The organism is Microcoleus sp. T3_A4, assembly GCF_036700465.1.
Classification (GTDB): domain Bacteria; phylum Cyanobacteriota; class Cyanobacteriia; order Cyanobacteriales; family Microcoleaceae; genus Microcoleus.
The window spans coordinates 158,257-177,366 of record NZ_JAUBOY010000001.1 but is presented as its reverse complement, the minus strand read 5'-3'; the positions used below and the strand labels follow the sequence as shown (position 1 = coordinate 177,366).

At 45.6% G+C, this 19,110-nt stretch carries 18 protein-coding genes; 9 read left to right on the top strand and 9 right to left on the bottom strand.

The genetic code is table 11. The features are described from left to right. The first annotated feature begins 59 nt into the window (after positions 1–59). Both QUA07_RS00745 and QUA07_RS00740 read left to right on the top strand, forming a co-directional pair. A complete protein-coding gene (locus tag QUA07_RS00745) occupies positions 60–254 on the top strand; it encodes a hypothetical protein (protein WP_445242829.1) in 195 nt (64 codons plus the stop codon). 454 nt (positions 255–708) lie between these two features. Beyond that, positions 709–3,840: an MFS transporter gene (locus QUA07_RS00740; RefSeq protein ID WP_333321641.1), complete on the top strand. Its 3,132-nt coding sequence runs from the start codon at positions 709–711 to the stop codon at positions 3,838–3,840. 86 nt (positions 3,841–3,926) lie between these two features. Here QUA07_RS00740 and QUA07_RS00735 read toward each other — a convergent pair whose 3' ends face one another. Continuing rightward, positions 3,927–4,514: a Uma2 family endonuclease gene (locus QUA07_RS00735; protein WP_333321639.1), complete on the bottom strand. Its 588-nt coding sequence runs from the start codon at positions 4,512–4,514 to the stop codon at positions 3,927–3,929. A gap of 288 nt (positions 4,515–4,802) precedes the next feature. Between QUA07_RS00735 and QUA07_RS00730 the strand changes: the two genes are divergently transcribed. Next, a complete protein-coding gene (locus tag QUA07_RS00730; RefSeq protein ID WP_333321637.1) occupies positions 4,803–5,282 on the top strand; it encodes an orange carotenoid protein N-terminal domain-containing protein in 480 nt (159 codons plus the stop codon). A 222-nt stretch (positions 5,283–5,504) separates the two neighbouring features. Here QUA07_RS00730 and QUA07_RS00725 read toward each other — a convergent pair whose 3' ends face one another. The 4 genes from QUA07_RS00725 to QUA07_RS00710 form a co-directional block, all read right to left on the bottom strand. Continuing rightward, the gene (locus tag QUA07_RS00725) at positions 5,505–6,179 is read right to left on the bottom strand and encodes an acetoacetate decarboxylase family protein (protein WP_333321635.1); all 675 of its coding nucleotides are present in this window, start codon (positions 6,177–6,179) and stop codon (positions 5,505–5,507) included. Between the two features lie 279 nt (positions 6,180–6,458). Beyond that, positions 6,459–7,940, bottom strand: coding sequence for an S-layer homology domain-containing protein (locus QUA07_RS00720; protein ID WP_333321633.1), 1,482 nt, complete (start codon positions 7,938–7,940; stop codon positions 6,459–6,461). A gap of 166 nt (positions 7,941–8,106) precedes the next feature. Continuing rightward, a complete protein-coding gene (locus QUA07_RS00715) occupies positions 8,107–9,093 on the bottom strand; it encodes a DUF6263 family protein (RefSeq protein ID WP_333321630.1) in 987 nt (328 codons plus the stop codon). A 4-nt stretch (positions 9,094–9,097) separates the two neighbouring features. Beyond that, the gene (locus QUA07_RS00710) at positions 9,098–9,787 is read right to left on the bottom strand and encodes a polysaccharide deacetylase family protein (protein ID WP_333321628.1); all 690 of its coding nucleotides are present in this window, start codon (positions 9,785–9,787) and stop codon (positions 9,098–9,100) included. 594 nt (positions 9,788–10,381) lie between these two features. On the opposite strand from QUA07_RS00710, the gene QUA07_RS00705 reads away from it, so the two are divergent. From QUA07_RS00705 to QUA07_RS00685, 5 genes are all read left to right on the top strand, one after another. Continuing rightward, a complete protein-coding gene (locus QUA07_RS00705) occupies positions 10,382–11,149 on the top strand; it encodes a ChaB family protein (RefSeq protein WP_333321626.1) in 768 nt (255 codons plus the stop codon). Positions 11,150–11,518: 369 nt separating this feature from the next. After that, positions 11,519–11,677 carry a rubredoxin gene (gene rd / locus QUA07_RS00700; RefSeq protein ID WP_333321623.1) on the top strand — a complete coding sequence of 53 codons (159 nt, stop codon included), beginning with the start codon at positions 11,519–11,521 and terminating at the stop codon, positions 11,675–11,677. 24 nt (positions 11,678–11,701) lie between these two features. Beyond that, positions 11,702–12,949: an NAD(P)/FAD-dependent oxidoreductase gene (locus QUA07_RS00695; protein WP_333321621.1), complete on the top strand. Its 1,248-nt coding sequence runs from the start codon at positions 11,702–11,704 to the stop codon at positions 12,947–12,949. 176 nt (positions 12,950–13,125) lie between these two features. Next, a complete protein-coding gene (locus QUA07_RS00690; RefSeq protein WP_333321619.1) occupies positions 13,126–13,803 on the top strand; it encodes a hypothetical protein in 678 nt (225 codons plus the stop codon). Positions 13,804–13,898: 95 nt separating this feature from the next. Beyond that, positions 13,899–14,672 carry a class II aldolase/adducin family protein gene (locus tag QUA07_RS00685; RefSeq protein WP_333208643.1) on the top strand — a complete coding sequence of 258 codons (774 nt, stop codon included), beginning with the start codon at positions 13,899–13,901 and terminating at the stop codon, positions 14,670–14,672. 111 nt (positions 14,673–14,783) lie between these two features. Here QUA07_RS00685 and QUA07_RS00680 read toward each other — a convergent pair whose 3' ends face one another. From QUA07_RS00680 to QUA07_RS00665, 4 genes are all read right to left on the bottom strand, one after another. Further along, complete coding sequence (locus QUA07_RS00680) at positions 14,784–15,710, bottom strand: Rpn family recombination-promoting nuclease/putative transposase (protein WP_333321617.1); 927 nt, start codon at positions 15,708–15,710, stop codon at positions 14,784–14,786. Positions 15,711–15,747: 37 nt separating this feature from the next. Next, a complete protein-coding gene (locus QUA07_RS00675) occupies positions 15,748–16,494 on the bottom strand; it encodes a HEAT repeat domain-containing protein (protein ID WP_333321615.1) in 747 nt (248 codons plus the stop codon). Positions 16,495–16,817: 323 nt separating this feature from the next. Continuing rightward, a complete protein-coding gene (locus tag QUA07_RS00670) occupies positions 16,818–17,354 on the bottom strand; it encodes a GNAT family N-acetyltransferase (RefSeq protein WP_333321613.1) in 537 nt (178 codons plus the stop codon). A gap of 4 nt (positions 17,355–17,358) precedes the next feature. Next, positions 17,359–17,562: a hypothetical protein gene (locus QUA07_RS00665; protein ID WP_333080852.1), complete on the bottom strand. Its 204-nt coding sequence runs from the start codon at positions 17,560–17,562 to the stop codon at positions 17,359–17,361. Positions 17,563–17,697: 135 nt separating this feature from the next. Between QUA07_RS00665 and QUA07_RS00660 the strand changes: the two genes are divergently transcribed. Continuing rightward, positions 17,698–19,059: a calcium-binding protein gene (locus QUA07_RS00660; RefSeq protein WP_333321611.1), complete on the top strand. Its 1,362-nt coding sequence runs from the start codon at positions 17,698–17,700 to the stop codon at positions 19,057–19,059. Positions 19,060–19,110 lie beyond the last annotated feature (51 nt).

Genomic DNA, 19,110 nt, shown 5'->3' with positions numbered 1-19,110 from the left:
AGGGGGCGCTAAATATCACTTTACTATTTATTATATATCGAGAAAATCGGGAGTTAATTATGGAACTGTCACAACTCTATTTACAACGGCTTGAAGAAGCAACTCAGCAAGGTATTCAGCAAGCTATCGAGCAAGGTATTCAGCAAGGTATTCAGCAAAGTAAACGCCCGATAGTCGAGAGTCTGTTACAAGTGTATTTTGGCAATATAGATGAAGAATTATCCCAACTAATCGAGCCTTTAATTCAACTATAACCCATCGAGAGCGCGAATGATTATGCAGCTCGATCGATCGCAATTACTCGCTCGTTTTGAGCCGGAAAATCAAACGGAATCCTAACTCGCTAGCGCACTCTACGATATGTAGAGTACACCACATCGCACTTTACTACTATTTAGAACTGGTGGCGATCGCCCCCCGCCTCAAACTTGCCACTTTTATGCGAACTCTGCTGCTATTAGTCCCAGAAAGACTGATTTCTGACTTTAGACGGATTTATTTTTTAGCTTCCACAGCCATAATAAGCAATAAGGATGAGATAACTAGAGAACTGATTTACTACTCATCCCAATTTCACAAATAAGGCTTTCCGTAAGATAAAGCCGAACCAAAACAAACCATCATCTAAAGATTACAAAATCCCCTATAAAAAAGTTGGGGATAATTTTCGCCATGCCGAGTTAGGCATAAAAAATTAGGAGGTAAATTATGTTTGAAAGCGAGTTATTAATGTCGCTGTACAGTCCCAAATTCAATATTGCCCAAATGCCAGTAGAAATGGATGTGCCATTTGACCACCCCGATATCGGAGGGCTGATGTTTTTAAGCCCGCAGTTTTTCGTGGCATTAATCGCCGGAGTCATTATGGCTTTCGGCTTCCAATTCCTGTTAACAAATTTCTCGATCGCTGCCAAAATCTCAAATTGGGACGAGGCTTTACCCGACGATGACGATGATGATGAGTCGGAAAGTTTAGGCAGTAAAGTTCGGAAAATCGAAGGTCTAGTCGGGGGTTGGATTTTAGTCACCGTTAACCTGGCTTTATTTTTGGCTTGTTTTCTGGCGGTCAAACTAACTTCAATTGCCTCGGTAGACGGAGCGGCAATTATTGGTGTAGTCATTTGGTCGGCGTACTTCTTAACGCTGGTGTGGCTCGGTTCTAGCGCCGTCGGTTCCATGATCGGTTCCTTGATAAAAACTGCTTTTTCCGGCGTTCAAGGCGTCATGGGTACTGCTGGTGCAGCGATCGGCGGCAAGATGGCCAGCGACCAAATGGTCAATACTGTAGAGGCATCTGTTGCCGCTGTACGCCGCGAGTTGAGTTCGGCTGTAGACCCGGAGAGCATTCGCGAAACACTGCAAGATTATGTGGGTTCTTTGCAGTTACCGAAACTAGATGTTAAGGAAATTCGCGGTCAATTTGAAAAGTTGCTGGGCGATGCAGATATCAAATCTCTTGCGGGAAGCGACGTTCTGAAGAATGTTAACCGCCAGACTTTTGTGGATTTAGTTAAGAGTCGCACAGACTTTTCTCAAGAGGAAATAACTCAAGTTGCTGACCAACTCGAAGGCGTTTGGAAGCAAACTTTCGGCAAGCAGCAAGAGCAGAAAGACCCGAATTTAGAGTTGGTTGATTTTCTCAAGTTTGCGGCTCCCGATTTGCTGAAGTCTGACGAACTCAACGCCAAGCTGTCTCAAATTCTGGAAAGTAGGGAAAACAAATCGAAATCCAGCAGCGGCATGAAGCGAGCGATGCAGTTGGGTGTCGAATCTCTTGTGGGCACTGTTTTGTCGCGGACGGATTTGTCTGATTTGGATGTTGAAAAAATCTCTGGTCAGTTGCAGCAACTGACAGCCAAAGGGACGGAACAAGCTAAATCTTTGGCTTCTAAGGTGGGCGACAAAGTGCCTGCGCTGCCTTTCAATACAGCTAAGGCTGATGTGGAAAACTACTTGATGAATGCCCAACCTTGGCATCTCAACCGGGAGACAATCAAGCAGGAATTTAGGGATGTGATTTACGACCCGGAAGCTTCTCCGGGGGCCGTTTTGCGCCAGTTAGAGCTGTTTAATCCCGATTATTTTGTAGGGATTCTCAGCCGCCGTGAGGGGTTTGCTCCTGAACAGGTGACGGAAATTGCCGAACAGCTTGAAGGTGTCCGACAAGAAGTGTTGGAAATTGTGCAAGCTGCTGCAGGTGAAGAACAGTCTCAAGATTTGCGGAGCCGGATTGAGAATTATTTGCGATCGACCGGCAAGGAAGAATTGAATCCTGAAGGTATCGAGCGGGATTTCCAAGCGCTTTTGGAAGATCGGGATGCTGGTTTTGAGGCTTTGCGCGATCGCCTTTCGCAGTTTAACCGCGATACTTTGGTGCAGTTGCTCGGTCAGCGGGAAGATTTCAGTCCAGAGGAAGCCGATCAGTTAATTGGGCGGCTCGAAAGTTCGCGCGATCGCGTGATTTCTAGAGCTCAAGAATTGCAAGAGCAAGCGCAATCGAAAGCCCAAGAATTGCGACAAAAGGTAGAAGACTATCTCCGCAATACTAATAAGGAAGAGCTCAATCCTGAAGCTATCGAGCGCGAGTTTCAAACGCTGTTAAACGACCCGGAAGCCGGATTTAAAGCGCTGAGAGAACGCTTGTCTCAATTCGACCGCGATACGCTGGTGCAGTTGCTGTCACAGCGCCAAGACCTCAGCGAAGAACAGATCAATCAGACTATCGACCGGATCGAATCTGTGCGCGATAACATTATCCACGCGCCGCAAATGGTGGCAGATAGAGCTAAGCAACAGTACGAGGAAGTTACTGCAAAAATTGGCGAGTACCTGCGGAATACAAACCTGGAAGAACTCGATCCAGAAGGCATCAATCGAGATTTAACTCAATTGTTTGAAAATCCGAAAGAGGGTGCTTTGGCACTTCGGGATAGACTTTCTCAGGTCGATCGCGAAACTTTGGTCAAGTTGCTGTCCCAGCGGGAAGATTTGAGCGAAGAACAGATCAATCGGACGATCGATCGCGTGCAAGATTCGATTCGCAGCATCGTGAAATCGCCCCGCCGCTTGGCATCTCGCGCTCAGAAAACAGTCCGGGATTTCCAAGGCAGTTTGGAAAATTACTTGCGGAATACGGACAAGGAAGAACTCAATCCTGAAAGCATCAAACGCGATTTGCAGTTGCTGTTTAGTGAGCCGGGAATGGGGATGCAAAGTTTGGGCGATCGCCTGAAGCACTTCGATCGATCGACTCTGGTAGCATTGCTGTCGCAGCGGGAAGACATCTCGTCCGAGGAAGCTAACAGAATTGCCGACCAAATTGAATCTGTCCGCAACCAAATTGTCGAACAAGTTCAAATGGTTCAGGACAAGTTCCAGTCAGCAATGGATGGTATTTTCGGGAAAATCCGGGATTACCTCAATTCGCTCGATCGACCAGAACTCAACTACGAAGGCATCAAGCGGGACTTGCGTAAAGTGTTTGATGACCCGCAGGCAGGATTTGACGCGATTAAAGAGCGTTTAGGTGAGTTCGATCGCGGTACTTTAGTTGCCCTGCTGAGTTCTCGTTCCGATATTTCCGAGACAGACGCTCACCGAATTGTTGACCAAATGGAAGGAGCCCGGGACAGCGTTTTATTGCGTTCAGAACGCCTGCAAAATGAAGCCAAAAAACGCATTAAACAGCTCAAAAACAAGACCAAGCAGCAAGCAGAAGATGCGCGCGAAGCCGCAGCAACTGCTGCTTGGTGGCTGTTCGGTACGGCTCTGACTTCTGTGGTTGTTTCGGCTTTGGCGGGAGCAATAGCAGTCAACGGGATTTCGGGTTTGTTTAGCTAGATTTTCCACCAATTGGAAATAAAGTTCTCCTGATTCTAGGCTGGCTATTTGCCAGCCTATTTTCTTTGGAATAATATCAGAGTCCTTCAGGATTCTATAGTTGGCGGAAATACTCTCGATAAATCGAGCGCCAAGTCGTGAAAATAAGGCAGATTAACAGACTCGTTGGGCAGAAAAATCAGCGTCCTGCGACAACCAAATTGGCCAGGGGCATTCTGATACGGATCGCTGTAACATTCCAAGCAAGTTTGTAATAAATTAAATATCCAATAGTTCGAGATTCCGGCTTCAGCATAAAGGGGGAGCTTAACCTTTTTGTCGTAACTCAAAGAAGAATCTGCAATCTCAATCAGCAACAGTATATCCCCTGGACAGGGGTGAGAGGATAGATAGTCGTCAGGGCGATTTTGTACGAGCGAAAAATCAGGTTGAGGTTCGCTGTGTGTCGGTAAAACGATGGGAGATTGACACTGTAAAGTTGCCCGCTCTGCTACTATGGCGCTTAATTCCCGCAATAATCTTCTCAGACAGGTTTCGTGAGCGGTACCTTTAGCTGCCATTTTCACAAGTTCTCCATTAATTAACTCAACTCGATCGTCCTCACCAAAGAACCCCAGTTCTGTGAGGCGATGATATTCCGCTATGGTGAAGCGTTTTGCAGTTGCGATCGACATAACAGCCACCTAAATACAGGTCTGTTGCGATTATAGGCGATCGTCGATCGGCTAAACAATGCTAATCATGAGCTCCGCTAACAACAATCTGGTCAAATTTTCCTCATCCTTTGGTTGCAAATTTTCGCAATTTTGGTTAATTTACTCCCCGAACTTATGTCCGGGATCATCTCTGTCTTAAGCAAGATTCTAGCATCACTATTTATTAGGTACTTTAACTTAAGTAGCAAACAAAAGTTTTCTAAAAAATAAGAAAACTGAGCAATAGATATTATTTTGGAGGCTTGAATGACTTTTACTACTGCCGGTGCTTACGACCAAGGAAAAGCAGATATCCAGAGCTTGAGTGTAGACGACCAATTAGGTGTGCTGTGGTTTGTTTACACCGAAATGGGCAAGTCAATAACGCCAGCGGCTCCCGGTGCTTCCGGTTCCGAAATCGCTCAGGGTTTGTTCGAGCAAGTCAAACCCCTGCCCCACGAAGCACAACTACAAGTAATGCGCGACATTGCCTCAAAAGCCAATACTGAAATCAGCCGGATGTACGGCTCGATGAGCCCAGAAACCAAGCTGGCTTTTTGGTATTTTCTAGCAGTAGGAATGGACGAAGGAACTATTATTCCTATGCCTCCCGACTATCAACTTCCTGACGCCGGAAAAGCTTTATTAGGAAAGGTTCAGGGGATGGACTTTCAGCAGCAAATTGATTTCCTTCGCGGTACAGTTTTAGAAATGGGTGCTGAAGCAGCTCCGGGGGCTGGCATTTAAAAATAGGACTTACTTACTACGAAAAAAAACCCGGTTTCTCGGATGTCGCAACGACGCATTTAGGAAAAAACCCGGTTTTTAGCCGTTGGATGCCTAACTCCTCAAAAAGATTAGTAAGTAGCTCAAACTAATACGTCGCGACAGAAACCCGGCTTCTTCAAGAAACCGGGTTTCTGGCTGTTCTGTTTTTTTAGGTTGACGGAAAATACCCGCACTTTACAGCTAATAACTGAATTCAACGACTCTGTTTCCCACACATTCCGGCGCACCGACTGTTAAACGCATATCTTCGCAGGCAAATGTTAGCAAGGGCTGGCCTAAGTTTAAAGTGGCAAAAGGACTTTCTTCTGCCACTTCTAATTCGCCTTGGATCAAACCGATGCGAGACTGTAATCCTCCTTTAAACAACAGCAAATTGCTGCGGTCAGCGCTGAAAACATTTCCGCTAAAAGGCAGCGGTAAGGCTAAAGTTTGCTGGCTGTAATTGAGGCTACACAGTTGACGGTTTTCTTGGCAAACCGTGACGCGGTAGCCTAGCGGTGTTGCCTTTACCGCATCGCTGCCTTCCCAACTAAATTGAGCTAATTCTTTAGGAAGCCCCCAAATTTCGCGTCCGCCGGCTACCGAGTTAGGATTGTCTACGTAGATGTGGGAAATCCAAGCGCCCCATTTTCCTGCATAATTGGCGATCGCGCTAACTACAATTAACTCATTGTACTCCATCACCGAACCCAACCCGTAGGAGGATATATAAATGCCACCTAGGGTTTTTCCGGGCAATAAAGAGACTATTTCTAACTCAGAGGGAACCAAGGGGCGCACTCGTGCCACATCTACCAATTGTAAAGTCTGAACAGCATAACCTTGCAGATTCCAAGGTGCAGGTGGATATACCATTTTCAGTGATTAAATATCTGAGATTTTATCTTTATTTTAGCTTAGGGTCTAAAAAGCGACAGCCCTTTGCATTTCTTCACACCTTGTGAGGAAATTTAGTTTATTTAAACAAATTAATATGTGACGAGAAATTTGATGAATAATTGACGTGGGTTATCTGTTGTAGGGGGGCGGGTTTAGTAATATTGTCAATAGGAATTAGATATTATTATTCAAACCCGCCCCTACAGATATTATCAGCGTTTATCCGGGTTCATCTGCAGTTAAAAACCTCGAAGTCTACTTACTGGCATAACCCGTACTTACCAAAAACTCCCGCAACTTCCCAAAGAATTGAGTGCGATCGCGCCCTTGATAAACCCTCTCCAACAACTGCCAACCTTCCGCCTCCTGGCCCATGACATACTTGTTCGCCATGAAGGCAGCCAACACCCCTTTCACCTCCCCATTTTCACTCAGACGCTTGTTAGATTCCAGCCAAAGCTCAGCAGAATTTGTGTATACTTCCACCGGATACTGTTTGCTAACATCTTGCATTTTACCTTGGCGGTACTGCCAAATTTGCAGCGGAAAGCGAGAATCAGCGTAATTTGTAAAAGCCTCGGAAAATCTACCGTCCTGACTCTTAAACTCTGGGAGATCATTTTTGCCCAAATCGACTATTTCGTAACTCACATTGCCCCAGAAATGCTTGATATGAGTGTATTTGTTAGCTGCCGAGTCGTAGCGGTAAATAAACGAATAATTGCAGCAGCGGACGCCGCTTTTGGTTGAGACTAAATCTGCCAGCACTTCCGGTTCCTTATCGCCGTCTAAATCACGGATTCGTAGCGATAAAAAACGTCCTTCTGATATTTCTTCGCTGGCTCTTTGGTCGGGGTTATCTACTAGAGAGCGAGTCGGAATCAGCACTGGTTCTTCTAATAAACTTTTACCGTCGCGGATAATTCTGATGCGGAGATTTTTAGCATTTTCTGCTTCTTTTACGAAAGAAACTTCCGCCCGAACTTTCCCCGCTTCCGAGGTTTCTGTTGTTCTCGGCGGGCCGATATTCGCCGGAACTTGGGCAATATATTGGGTAGGAACTAAGGCAGTTTGGCCGGGTTTGGCGATCGCCTGACAGAAAAAAGTTGCGACTTCGGCGCGAGTAGCATTGCGTGTAGGTTCTAGCTGTTTGACGGCGGGATAATTGACCACAAGTTGTTTTTCTGTGGCGGCGGCGATCGCACTTCTAGCTAGTTCGGGAATGTCCCGCGCATCTTCAAAAGTCGCATCCAAAATCTCAGCCCCCGACCCCGTAGGTGTATATTTCAAGCCGCTGGTTAAAGCTACCAAAGCCTGCCAGCGGGTAATATTCAAAGTGGGGTTAAAGATACTGCCACTGTATCCAGACATAAAACCCGTCTGATAAGCTTCTCGAATTGCTTTAAAACCCCAGTAATTTGTAGGAATATCTGCAAAGTCGATCGGAGCTCGGACGGTTTTGGCATCGGGAAAAGCCATGCGAACCATCGCCGCAAACTCAGCGCGGCTGACGGGGCGATTCGGGCGAAAACTGCCGTCTTCGTAGTAGCCACTGATAATTTTTTTATCTGCTAACTCCTCAATACAAGCTTGCGCCCAATGGTTGTTAACATCCTTAAATTTGGCTTGAGCAAATGCCGGCGCTACATTCAGACCCGGAAACATTAAATTTCCGATGATTATCACTAGGGCTACCACTAAACCGATAATAGCTTGCCGTCTGTGCGATCGAATCATAGAACAGACTCCTCTACTTACAAATTGTCGTTCCAAACTTGGGGAAACTTTGTTTATATAATATCAGCTATATTAACCAGATTTAATACCATTTATTAAAAATTTACCGACGACCAAGGACACGGCACTGCCGTGTCCCTAATTTTTCGAGTTCCTATAATAAAGCTTACTTCGACTCTAAAGTCATCTCCATCGCCATTTTTGTTGTGATTGTTAATTCTTCAGAACTGCCAGCAGTTTTACCACTCATTTCGCTATTTGAACTAATAGACACAGTAGAGCGAAAAGGATTTAATCTATCCAAGCGCATTGTGGCTGCTCCCCGACCCTGAGAACTAAAAGATTTTAGGGTTAGGGTAGTTCCAGCAGGCAGTTGGGGAGAGGTAAGATTTTGGGGGTTGGCTTGCTGCTCTATACTTACATTCAGAGACACAACCCCATTTTGCCAGCTATCCAATTCATAGGTAGCAATTTCATTCACATTCATGCCACTGAAATCAGAGGAAGAAGAAACGCGCCATTTGGCTCCTTTTCCGACTGCTTCGGCAGGCAGCGGCGAGGCTAGTTGTTCTAGAGATTTAGACATTTGTCGAACCATTTGTTTGAGGTTGTTGTCAGCTCCTTCGGGCAAAATAATGTCGCCTCCTTTATGAAAACCGCGATTGTCCATGATGAAAGAGCCTTTCACTCCCACCATGCTTTTGAGTGCGGAACGCATGGCATCTCGGACGGCTGGCGGCATATTTCCAGTATCGTCGGCGATATCTGAGTTAGTATAAGCAAACTCGTAGTGAATATCGCCATTGGGATCAATTTTAGTGACTTTTGTCTCGAAAGTCATCACCGATACTGGAATTTTAGCCCCAGGCGAAGACCGACCGGATGCGGATATTTCCATATCCATTTTTACGGTCATCACAGTTGTTTCTTTGACATCAATAGCTGGTTTTAAACGCAGTTCCTGTCGTGGTTCCACTCCCGGATTTAGCAGTTCCACTTGTGGGGTTTTGGAGTTGGCGACAGGCGCGGATACGCCAGGGGCTGGCTGCTGCACTAGAAGTGGAGTTTCTGCACTTAGGGAAGCAGGAGAAAGCTCGATCGCCCATCCGGCACTCGCCAAACAAAGAGATGCTACAAACAGTGTTTTTTTCATGGATTTAATTTCCTGTTATTTGAATGTTGGTCTGTTCCCACAGCCGATCGACTGTCACGAATTTGTAACCTTTATACAAAAGCAATGGAATTATTTTATCGGCCGAAGCTGCAACATCTTCACCGCCACAATAGCCGTCGTGCAGTACAATAATAGATCCGTTTTCAGTTTGCTGCACGATGCGACTAATAACTTTCCTCACCCCCGGTCGCACCCAATCTTCCGGGACGACACTCCACATTACGGGGCGATATTCCCACTGTTGCAATAACTCTAATGTTCGCGGCGTAAAAATGCCATTGGGCGGTCTCACGTCCAGGATTAATTTTGGGTCTAAATCGCAAGCTTTGGCAATTGCTTTCTGCGTGTCTTCTAAACTTTGTTTGAGTTCGTGGGTTTTTAGTTTGGGAAACGATATATGCTGATAGCCGTGGAGGCCGACCCAGTGTCCGCGATCGTACACTTCTTTAGCCGTTTCTGGATGCCGATCCACGCAAAAACCTAGCCAGAAAAAACTAGCTTTGATGTCGTATTTATCTAAAACTTTTAAAAGTTGAGGTGTGTGCTGACGGTGCGGCCCGTCGTCAAATGTGAGGGCAATTTCTCGGCTGTTGATATCTCCCGTCCACAGACATCTGGGAAAAGCAGATTTGAGGATGGGATGAACGACAGGAAACAGGGGTGCTAATGGCATTGATTAACCTTGATAAATGCGATCGGGTAGAAATGAAGCTGCGTTACAATAGAATAAAGTTAACTCAATCGAGGTAAATATGACAACTGCCGTTGATATTGGAACGCTAATTGTCCGCACGCCGGGAACTTGCGACTGCCGCCCCCCATTGCCACAACCCGAATTACCGTAAAAAATATTGCTATTGATTTTAATGCTGGGCTGACTCCAGAAAAAATCATTAATTAAAAACCGCATTTGACTCGCTCGCAAATTTATGGTCTACTAGCCTAATATTAGGCGAAGCCAGACAAAATTGAGGCAAATCTAGCAGCCCAAAAAGCTGATGGAAAGCGCTTGCTATCGGAATTTACGATAAAATTTAAGCCTTTAAGATAGAATAAGATAGCAAGATTAAAAAATTATATTATCTGAATAACTATCTCGAATCATAGATGAACAATCGCACTTAAAAAAAACTTTAACTCTTTTGATAGATCCTCAAAGTATATCGGCTCGTATCGACCTCTATCTCGCGGTTGATGCGATCGCCCTGCGGTGTGCTCCTATACTGAAAACCAGCACAACTAATCGAAAAACCATCAAGGAGGAAAAATGACCGAGGAATATTTAGCCGAACGCACAGTTTCAGCCGTATTTAAGGAAGAAGAACAATTAGACGGCGTAATTCGGCGCTTGCTCGATCGCGGAGTTTCCCGCGACCACATCTCAGTAATGGGAAAAAACTTTCAATCAAAAACTAAAATTGCCGGCTTTATTACTAAAAAAGATGTGATATTAGGCGGTCTCCGAAGCGGGGCGATTTTTGGTTCCTTATTCGGTTCTTTTTTGGGTTTGCTAACAGGCGTCGGTGTCCTGTTTATTCCCTTTGTCGGTGCAGTAGTATCGGCGGGCCCGCTGGGTGCTGTACTGTTGGGTGCTGCTAGCGGCGCGATCGCAGGTTCGGCCGGTGCGGGTCTAGTTTCCGCTTTAGTCGCTTTGGGAATGCCCGAAGACAAAGCAACTATCTATCAAACCCGTGTTGAAGCAGGCGAATTTCTCGTGATGGCAGAAGTTCCCGCAGATAAATCGGGCGAATTTCAACTCTTGCTAGAAAGTGCAGGTGGCGAAGAAGTTTCAGTTAGCGAAATGACGCTGCCGCGCGCCGTCAAAGGTCGCTGCAATAGTCCGGCAGACTTATCTCCAGAAGTGCGATCGCACCTGTCGGAAGCTGCTCAAAAAACCTTTATGGAATCCTACAACGCCGCATTTGATGAAAGCAACGACTCGATACAAGCGGAACACACCGCTTGGAATGCCATTCACCAGCAGTACGAAGAAGATGAAAGCGGCGTTTGGACTAAGCCTTTAACGAAAGTCTAGTCTTCCAATCGCAGTAAACTAATAAAAAATACAATCAAGCCTCTAGAACTGCGGTTTTGGAGGCTTTGACGATTTTAGATTTTAGATTTTAGATTTGAAGATGGTGCAAAACTTATATCAATTCCGGTTGCACTCCTTATGATATAGATGACACGGCATTGCCGTGTCCCTACCGAAAATAATATTGTAGGGACACGGCACTGCCGTGTCCTAATTTTGGCTAATAATTCCGGTACTACCGGAAACGATATTAATTCGTAAAAACTTGGAAATTACGAAAAGTCTCATTACTGTTTGAAATTGGTATTGCACTAGGTTGCGTTGTCAAGTACAATCTATAGGCTTACAATATAAAATTAAGTTAAGCAAATGCAAAAATACGTTTGTACAGTTTGCAATTACGTCTACGATCCAGAACTAGGCGACCCCGACGGAGGCATAGCTCCCGGTACTGCCTTTGAAGATATCCCCGACGATTGGGTTTGTCCCATTTGCGGGGCGGCAAAATCCGATTTTGAACCAGAATAAGCGAGAAAAAATTTGTCCGATCGAATGCTCAAAATTACAATCATAGGTGGCGGTGCTGCGGGTTTTTTTAGTGCAATTACCTGTGCCAAAACCTACCCGCAAGCCCGCGTCACTTTACTAGAAGCTGGCCGGCAACTCCTGGCAAAAGTTCGCATCTCTGGCGGCGGGCGCTGCAACGTTACTCACGCTTGTTTTGACCCTGGTGTTTTAGTGCAGAATTACCCCAGAGGTGGGAAAGCTCTGCGCGGTGCTTTTACTCGATTTCAACCCCGCGATACTGTAGAATGGTTTGCCGGTCACGGTGTGAAGTTGAAAACAGAAGAAGACGGGCGAATGTTTCCGATCACAGACGATTCGGCGACAATTGTTAACTGTTTGATCCGGGCTGCTGAGGATGCAGGCGTAAAAATTCGCACTGGTGATGCAGTCGTTTCAGTAAAGAAATTAACCGGGAATAACGCAGAGGGCGAACAAGGGGACACCGCCCCTAGATTTGAAATTGAGTTGAAGTCTGGGGAGAGTTTTAAGTGCGATCGCATTCTTCTGGCTACAGGCAGCAATCCTTCGGGTTATAAGTGGGCAAAAGAGTTAGGTAATACTGTAGAACTGCCTGTTCCTTCTCTATTTACTTTTAATATTTCCGACAGCAGAATCAAAGATTTAGCCGGAATTTCTGTTCCTAATGCTAAGGTGAAATTGCCGGGAGCTAAATTAGAACAAAGCGGGCCTTTGCTAATTACTCACTGGGGTTTAAGCGGGCCTGCTGTACTAAAACTTTCTGCTTGGGGTGCGAGATTTTTGCACGATCGCCATTATAAAACATCTGTGCTGATTAATTGGCTTCCCCAGTACAATGCGGAAGTTTTGCGGCAGCAACTGCTAGCGGTGAAGTCGCAGTTGTCGCACCGATTGATTGTCTCTAGCTGTCCGTTTCCGGTGCCGCGCCGCCTCTGGGAACGTTTGACAAGTTCGATCGGCATTGATGAGCAAAAACGCTGGGCAGACTTATCTAACAAAATCCTCGATCGCCTCCTGCTAGAACTCGTTCAAGGCGAATATCAGATTGCCGGAAAAGGCGCATTTAAGGAAGAGTTCGTCACCTGCGGCGGTGTCAACCTCAAAGAAGTAGATTTTAAGACAATGGAAAGCCGCCGCTGTCCCGGACTTTTCTTTGCCGGCGAAATCTTGGATATCGACGGCGTGACGGGCGGTTTCAACTTCCAAAGTGCCTGGACTACGGCGTGGTTGGCCGGGAACGCGATCGGCAAATGATACGATTTTAGATTGGGGAATACTTGCTCTATAAAGGTTTGGGAGTTGCGATCGGGCGATCGGCTTACCAATATTAAGTTTTGTGTTATTTTTGAATTAAGGCGCACCAAATGTGTGTCAACTTCAGCTTGTAGACACAATTCGCAGTTTTGCGGAGTTAACATCGGCGAATACAGATGAAAAACTTGAATCTACAAACCCTAAAGTTCGATCGCAACCTTGAGGGCCATCTTGACTCACCTTTCATCGAAAAAAATGGCTTGCTGGAATTCAACCCCAAATTTATCACTCCCGAATATTTAACAACCTGGACGTTTGAAACACACCTGTACGACGAACAAGTTGCGATCGACCACTTTGTCATCACATTTCCTAGCCGCACCGAACTCGAAAACTACGCCAAATCTTTTTACCCCTTCGGCGCCAAAACAGTTGAAGGCCCCGACTTGTTCCCGATTAACTTTTGTGCGGAAAACATTAATGTTCCCTCCGACTTGTGGCTGCATTTAATGACCTTATTAATGCCAGCGGGCGGCTTAGTAGTATTAGATGCGCCCCACGCAGCCGGCGACCAAAAAAACCGTTTCCAGGAAGAAAGAGGATTAGCAGCAGTTCACCACGTCGCGATTCGAGTCGAAAACGTGCAGAATGCTGCTAAAATATGGCAAAATAAAAACTTTAAACCGCTATCAGAGCGTCCTCTAGACTACGGCTCATTAACCCAGTGGTTTCTGCAAAACCCCGCCGGACAAATCATCGAATTAATAGAACGTCGCCCCGGCAACAACGCCACCTTCGACTGCAAAAACATAGCAGGTTTGCGTCTCAGCGAAGATAAAGTCAGTAGTCAGTAGTCAGTAGTCAGTAGTCAGTAGTTAACTGTTAACAGTCAACGGTTAACAATGCCCAATGCCCAATGCCCAATTCCCAATGCCCAATTCCCAAATCTATGGTTGCAATAAAAATCCCCAAAGTCACTTTTCAACCCCCGACATTCAACTCAGTTGAAGAAGAACGCCGCCACCGCAAACAGCGTTTAGCCGCCGCATTCCGATTATTTGCCCGCTTCGGATTCAGCGAAGGAATTGCCGGACACATCACCGTCCGCGATCCCGAACACCTAGACCATTTCTGGGTCAATTCCTTTGGGATGCACTTTAGTTTAATTCGAGTCAGCGACCTAATTTTAGTCAACCACAAAGGCGAAGTTGTTGAAGGAAATAAACCCGTAAACGAAGCAGCATTTGCCATTCATTCCCAAGTGCACAGCGCCCGCCCAGACGTAATCGCAGCAGCCCACGCTCATTCTCCCTACGGCAAAAGTTGGTCGAGTTTGGGCCGCCTGCTTGACCCGCTGACGCAAGATGCTTGTTCTTTTTATGAAGACCAAGCTTTATTTGACGATTACACCGGAGTTGTTTTGGAAATCGAAGAAGCTAAACGCATCGCCAAAACTTTAGGTGAGAAAAAAGCTATTATTTTACAAAATCACGGACTGTTAACAGTAGGTCAAACAGTAGATGAAGCGGCTTGGTGGTTTATTGCAATGGAACGTTCTTGTCAAGCGCAGTTAATGGCCGAAGCAGCAGGAAAACCTATTCTCATCAAGCCAGAATGTGCGCGTTTGACACAGCAACAAGTAGGGTCTCACCGTATGGGATGGTTTAGCTTTCAACCGCTTTATGACATGATTGTGCGTCGGGAACCCGACTTATTAGATTAGAAACTCGGCGGTTGAAACCGCTATTACACAAACACAGTCCGCCTGTGGCAAATAAAGAATGAAGGGGGTATTAAAGCCGGATTTAGTATCAGGAGTGCAAAAGTTATAAATTCATGCGGAAGCCGAGTCAAGCCAAGCTATCAAATCCTCTTGACTGGTAAAATCTAACAAGATTTCTCCTAAATCCTCTAATTGTTCGAGAGATAACTGCCGAATGCGAGTTTTAGTTTCTGGTGGGATTTCGCCAGTGCGCCGCCGGAGTAGACGCAGGATTAATGCTGTTTGCCCCTCAATTAGACCTTCTTGGCGACCTTCTTGGCGACCTTCTTGCATCCCTTTAATAACAGCACCGCGTTGGTCTTCAAAAAACATTTCCCGCTTTTCCAATTCCTCTAATTCCTTAAGGGTTAAATTAGTTCTGCTGGCGATGGAAAAAGCTGTTTGAATTTCGGGCATTGATGCAAATTTTTCGGGAATTTCATCGAATAGGGGAGCGTTTTTTATAAAATAAATCCAGCTTTGAATTAGGTTTTCTACTTGTTCCAGTTCTTTGTTAAACTTGGGCAGTTCGACAAACACTAATTCGATTTCTCTGTTATAATACTCGAAGTTTTCTTCGAGTTCTTTAAATACAAAATGGGTGAGAAATTTTTCTGTATTTTCAAAGAGAATAAAATCTGTAATTGTTAAACCAATCAGAGGATTTAATTTAGAGTATCCTTCCCTGGGTCTGAGTTGAGTTGCGTAGGTTTTGGTGGCATTGTACACTACCCGTTTAGTAAAAGCTTCTACATTTATTACCTGCATTTCAATAATCACAGTTTTGTTGCCTGTAATTTTGGCTTTAACATCCAGGTAAGTGTCTTTTAATCCAGTAACGCTCGGCGCGGCGTAAGGGTCAATAATTTCTAAGTCTTCAATGGTTGGCTCTGCGTCATAGAGCATAGCATTGAGGAAGCTAATCAAAATGTCTTTGCTCTGGGGCGAAGCAAAGATTTTTTTGAAACCAAATTCTGTTTTAGCACTGATGAAAGGCATAATTAGTAATGGGTAATTAGTAATTGGGGCGTTTCAATCACAAAAGTCCTTCCATTTCTAAGTCTTCAATTATCTGCAATCCGCGCGGGTCGCCAACTCGCAAGAGCGAAGATTTAGCATCTTCCCGCACGCCCATATCTTCATCTTCTTCTAAAGCTTCAATCAGACCATCGATCGCCCCAGCGTACACTATATTATTCGGCAATTCGCGAGCCAGTTGCCCGATCGCCCAAGCGGAATTACTTCGCACAGCAGATACAGCATCTCCCCGCAGCGCTTCAATCAACGGCGGAATCGCCGCAATCACCACATAGTAACCAACTTTTGCCATTTGACCCAGAGAACTCGCCGCCCACAAACGCACCGCCGAAATATCAGTTTTCAGAGCATCAATTAAAGATGGCAAAGCGCGGTGGTCGCTGCAATTTCCCAAGGCCCAAACTACCCCTTTGCGAACGTAACCGTTCCAATCGCGATTAAGCTGAAGAATCAGCGGTTCCACAGCATCGGGACTCGGATTTCGCCCCAACGCATAAGCCGCGCTCACTCGCACCAAGGGGCAACCGTCTCTCAATAAATTAATTAAATGCGAAATTGCTCGATCGTCCTGCAGTTCGCAAAAAGCCCGCGCCGCAATCATCCGGTGCTGAGGTTCCGGGGATTCCAGCAAAGGCAGCATTTCCTCGGGATCTGGCAGCGGGGGTTCGGATTCGTCAAATTGATCCAAAGGGCTTTCCAGTTCCGTATCACTATCAAGGGCGTTGGAGTAGTCGTTATTGTTCATAAAAAAACTTTACCGCACAGAGGATGCTCCTAAGCAACTCAGTCAGCAGTCAGCACTCAGCAGTCAATAATTGTAGGGTGCGCGCGATATTGCACCATTGTCAGCAACAGGCTTTCGGGCCTGTTCCACAAGAAGAAAATTTATCTTTTGTGGAACAGGCCCAAAAGCCTGTTCATAAAAGGCTAATTGAGAATGGTGCAACATATGAGTTACTACAAACGAATATCTCTGCTTTTACTTAAGTTGGTAGTGAGGAATTCAGTCCTCATAATTTGGATGAATCAGGACTTTAGCCCTGATTCCCAACCAGTAGAATTTATTTTTCAAAGAGACTTGAGCATCGAGACGGAATGACTTTGATAGCCTAATTTTTGATAGAGATTCACCGCCGGCTGATTGCTGAGAAATACTTGCAAACCAATTTGCCGATCGCCCCTTTCCCGCGCCCAATTTTCAGCATGAATAACTAAAGCTGCACCGACTCCTAGACGGCGATGTTCCGGTGCTACGTACAGCAAAAAAATGTGAGCGTAGCGTTCTCCGGTGGTTTGGTCGATCGCATTTCCCAACCACAAACATCCGACAACGGATTGGAGATTTTGGGCTTGAGATGAGGGATTGAGATACTGGGAGGGAAGCGCCGGCAAAATTTCTGCCTCTTCCTGGCTGTTTTTCTGGCACTCTACCCACCAAACCGGCGTCTGGTTAGAAAAATACTGCTCGACAGTTTGAGCCAAATGTCCCAATTCCCCATCCGGGTAAAGCTCTCGGTAAGTCCGGTGCATAAATTTTACCAGTTTTGCTCGATCGAGTCCCGATCCCGATCGCAGCCAGTAACCCGGTATTAGTTGAGCAGACATCAGCTCAGCGGACACGGAGAGCCGCATCATTTAGCCCCAAGAACATTGGATTGACTACTGCCGCTTGCTTTTGGGGGATCGCTTCCTCAATCGGTGCCGGGGCAGCCATGTCACCAGGCAAAAATATGCGAGCACTGACTGCTACCAGAGCCGCGAAAAATACTAATACCGCTATTAATGGAGCAATGTATTGACGAATGATACCCATAACCGCAAAAACTTAATTCTTGAGTTGATATTATCAAGTGTACCATACAAATCTTGTCAGCTATAATTGCTGCCATTGGACAATTAGCTCAAGCCTGAGCGCTCGCAAATACCAACGAACAGAAAATATAATATTATGAGTGCCTCGCCTGCTGTTTATGAAGCTCTAGCTAAATCAATTGTTTTTTTGAATCAAAAGCCGAGCGCGCAAAATGAAGTTTCGACTTTCCTAGATACTAATGGCTACTATATCGATCGCATATTCGACGACCCAGAAACCAACTTTTATGCGATCGGATTCGGTTCATCCAATCCCGAAAACCCGCCCGTCATCGTATTTAAAGGTACAGACTTCATCGACGGCGATGCTATCTTTTCCGACTCGCGGGACATTGGTTTACCTGAATTTGAAAAGAACAAAGATAATATCAAAAATTGGCTCACAGAAATCGGTCAAAATACTGGTAAAAACCCCAGCAAATTATTGCCAGATGTCATCGGACACAGTTGGGGCGGAGCAGTCGCTCAAATTGTAGCAACCGAATACACATCTCTGACCGGAGATATCTTTACTTTCAACTCTCCGGGAGTCTCCGCGAATACATTCACCAGTTTTCGGAGAAATCTCGGCAGAGTCGGCAACAAAAATGTCACTCACTACATTGTCAGCGGAGATTTCGTCAGCTTGTTTGGTGAAGCATTTATTCCGGGTAAAGTATTTATCCAAAGTTTTACCGATCCGAGTATTAATCCCTTAACTGTTTTGGCAAAACATCGAACTGAAAATTTGTTAACTACTCCGCCCGTGGGTTTTTTGCAGAGGCAAATTTCCGTAGAACAATTAAACAGTCCTGAATTTACTTATAACAACGATTCCGATTTTAACGAGTTTATCGGTGCGATGAATTTTGCCCTGCCAAATGTCTCAGTAGCGATCAGAAGCAGAGGCGGTGCAGAGAGTGTGAGAACAGCACCAGAATTTTCTTTTGTGCAGTTAATCAGACAAATGCAGTACGGTTTAGCTCCCTTGCAACCGAATTATTTATCAGGCGACGCTCGGAACAATACTGCTACCGGCGGCCCTGGAGAGGATACAGTTATCGGCAACGGCGGTAACGATACTCTCAGAGGCAATCGAGGTAATGACAGCATCATCGGTGGTGATGGCGACGATTTCTTGTACGGCGGCAGAGATAACGATTATTTGGAGGGTGGCGACGGAAATGATTTGGTTTCCGGCGAGTTTGGCAACGATTTTTTAATTGGTGGTGCGGGGCGCGATCGCTTTGTATTGGAATCCGGCGGCGGAGCAGATGTGATTTTAGATTTTCAAGATAGTGAAGATTTAATTACACTGTCGAGGGGTCTAACTTTTCCTCAAGTTATAGTAACTCAAGGTGTTGACGGAGCTTTAATTACTATCCCGGCTACTGGGGAAATTCTTGCTACTCTCAGAGGCGTAGGTGCCAGCGCTATTACCCGGGTAGATTTTGTATAGCTTTAGGGTGCTCAAAATTTGTATTTTTGGTGGCGCAAAACCTGCCTGGGT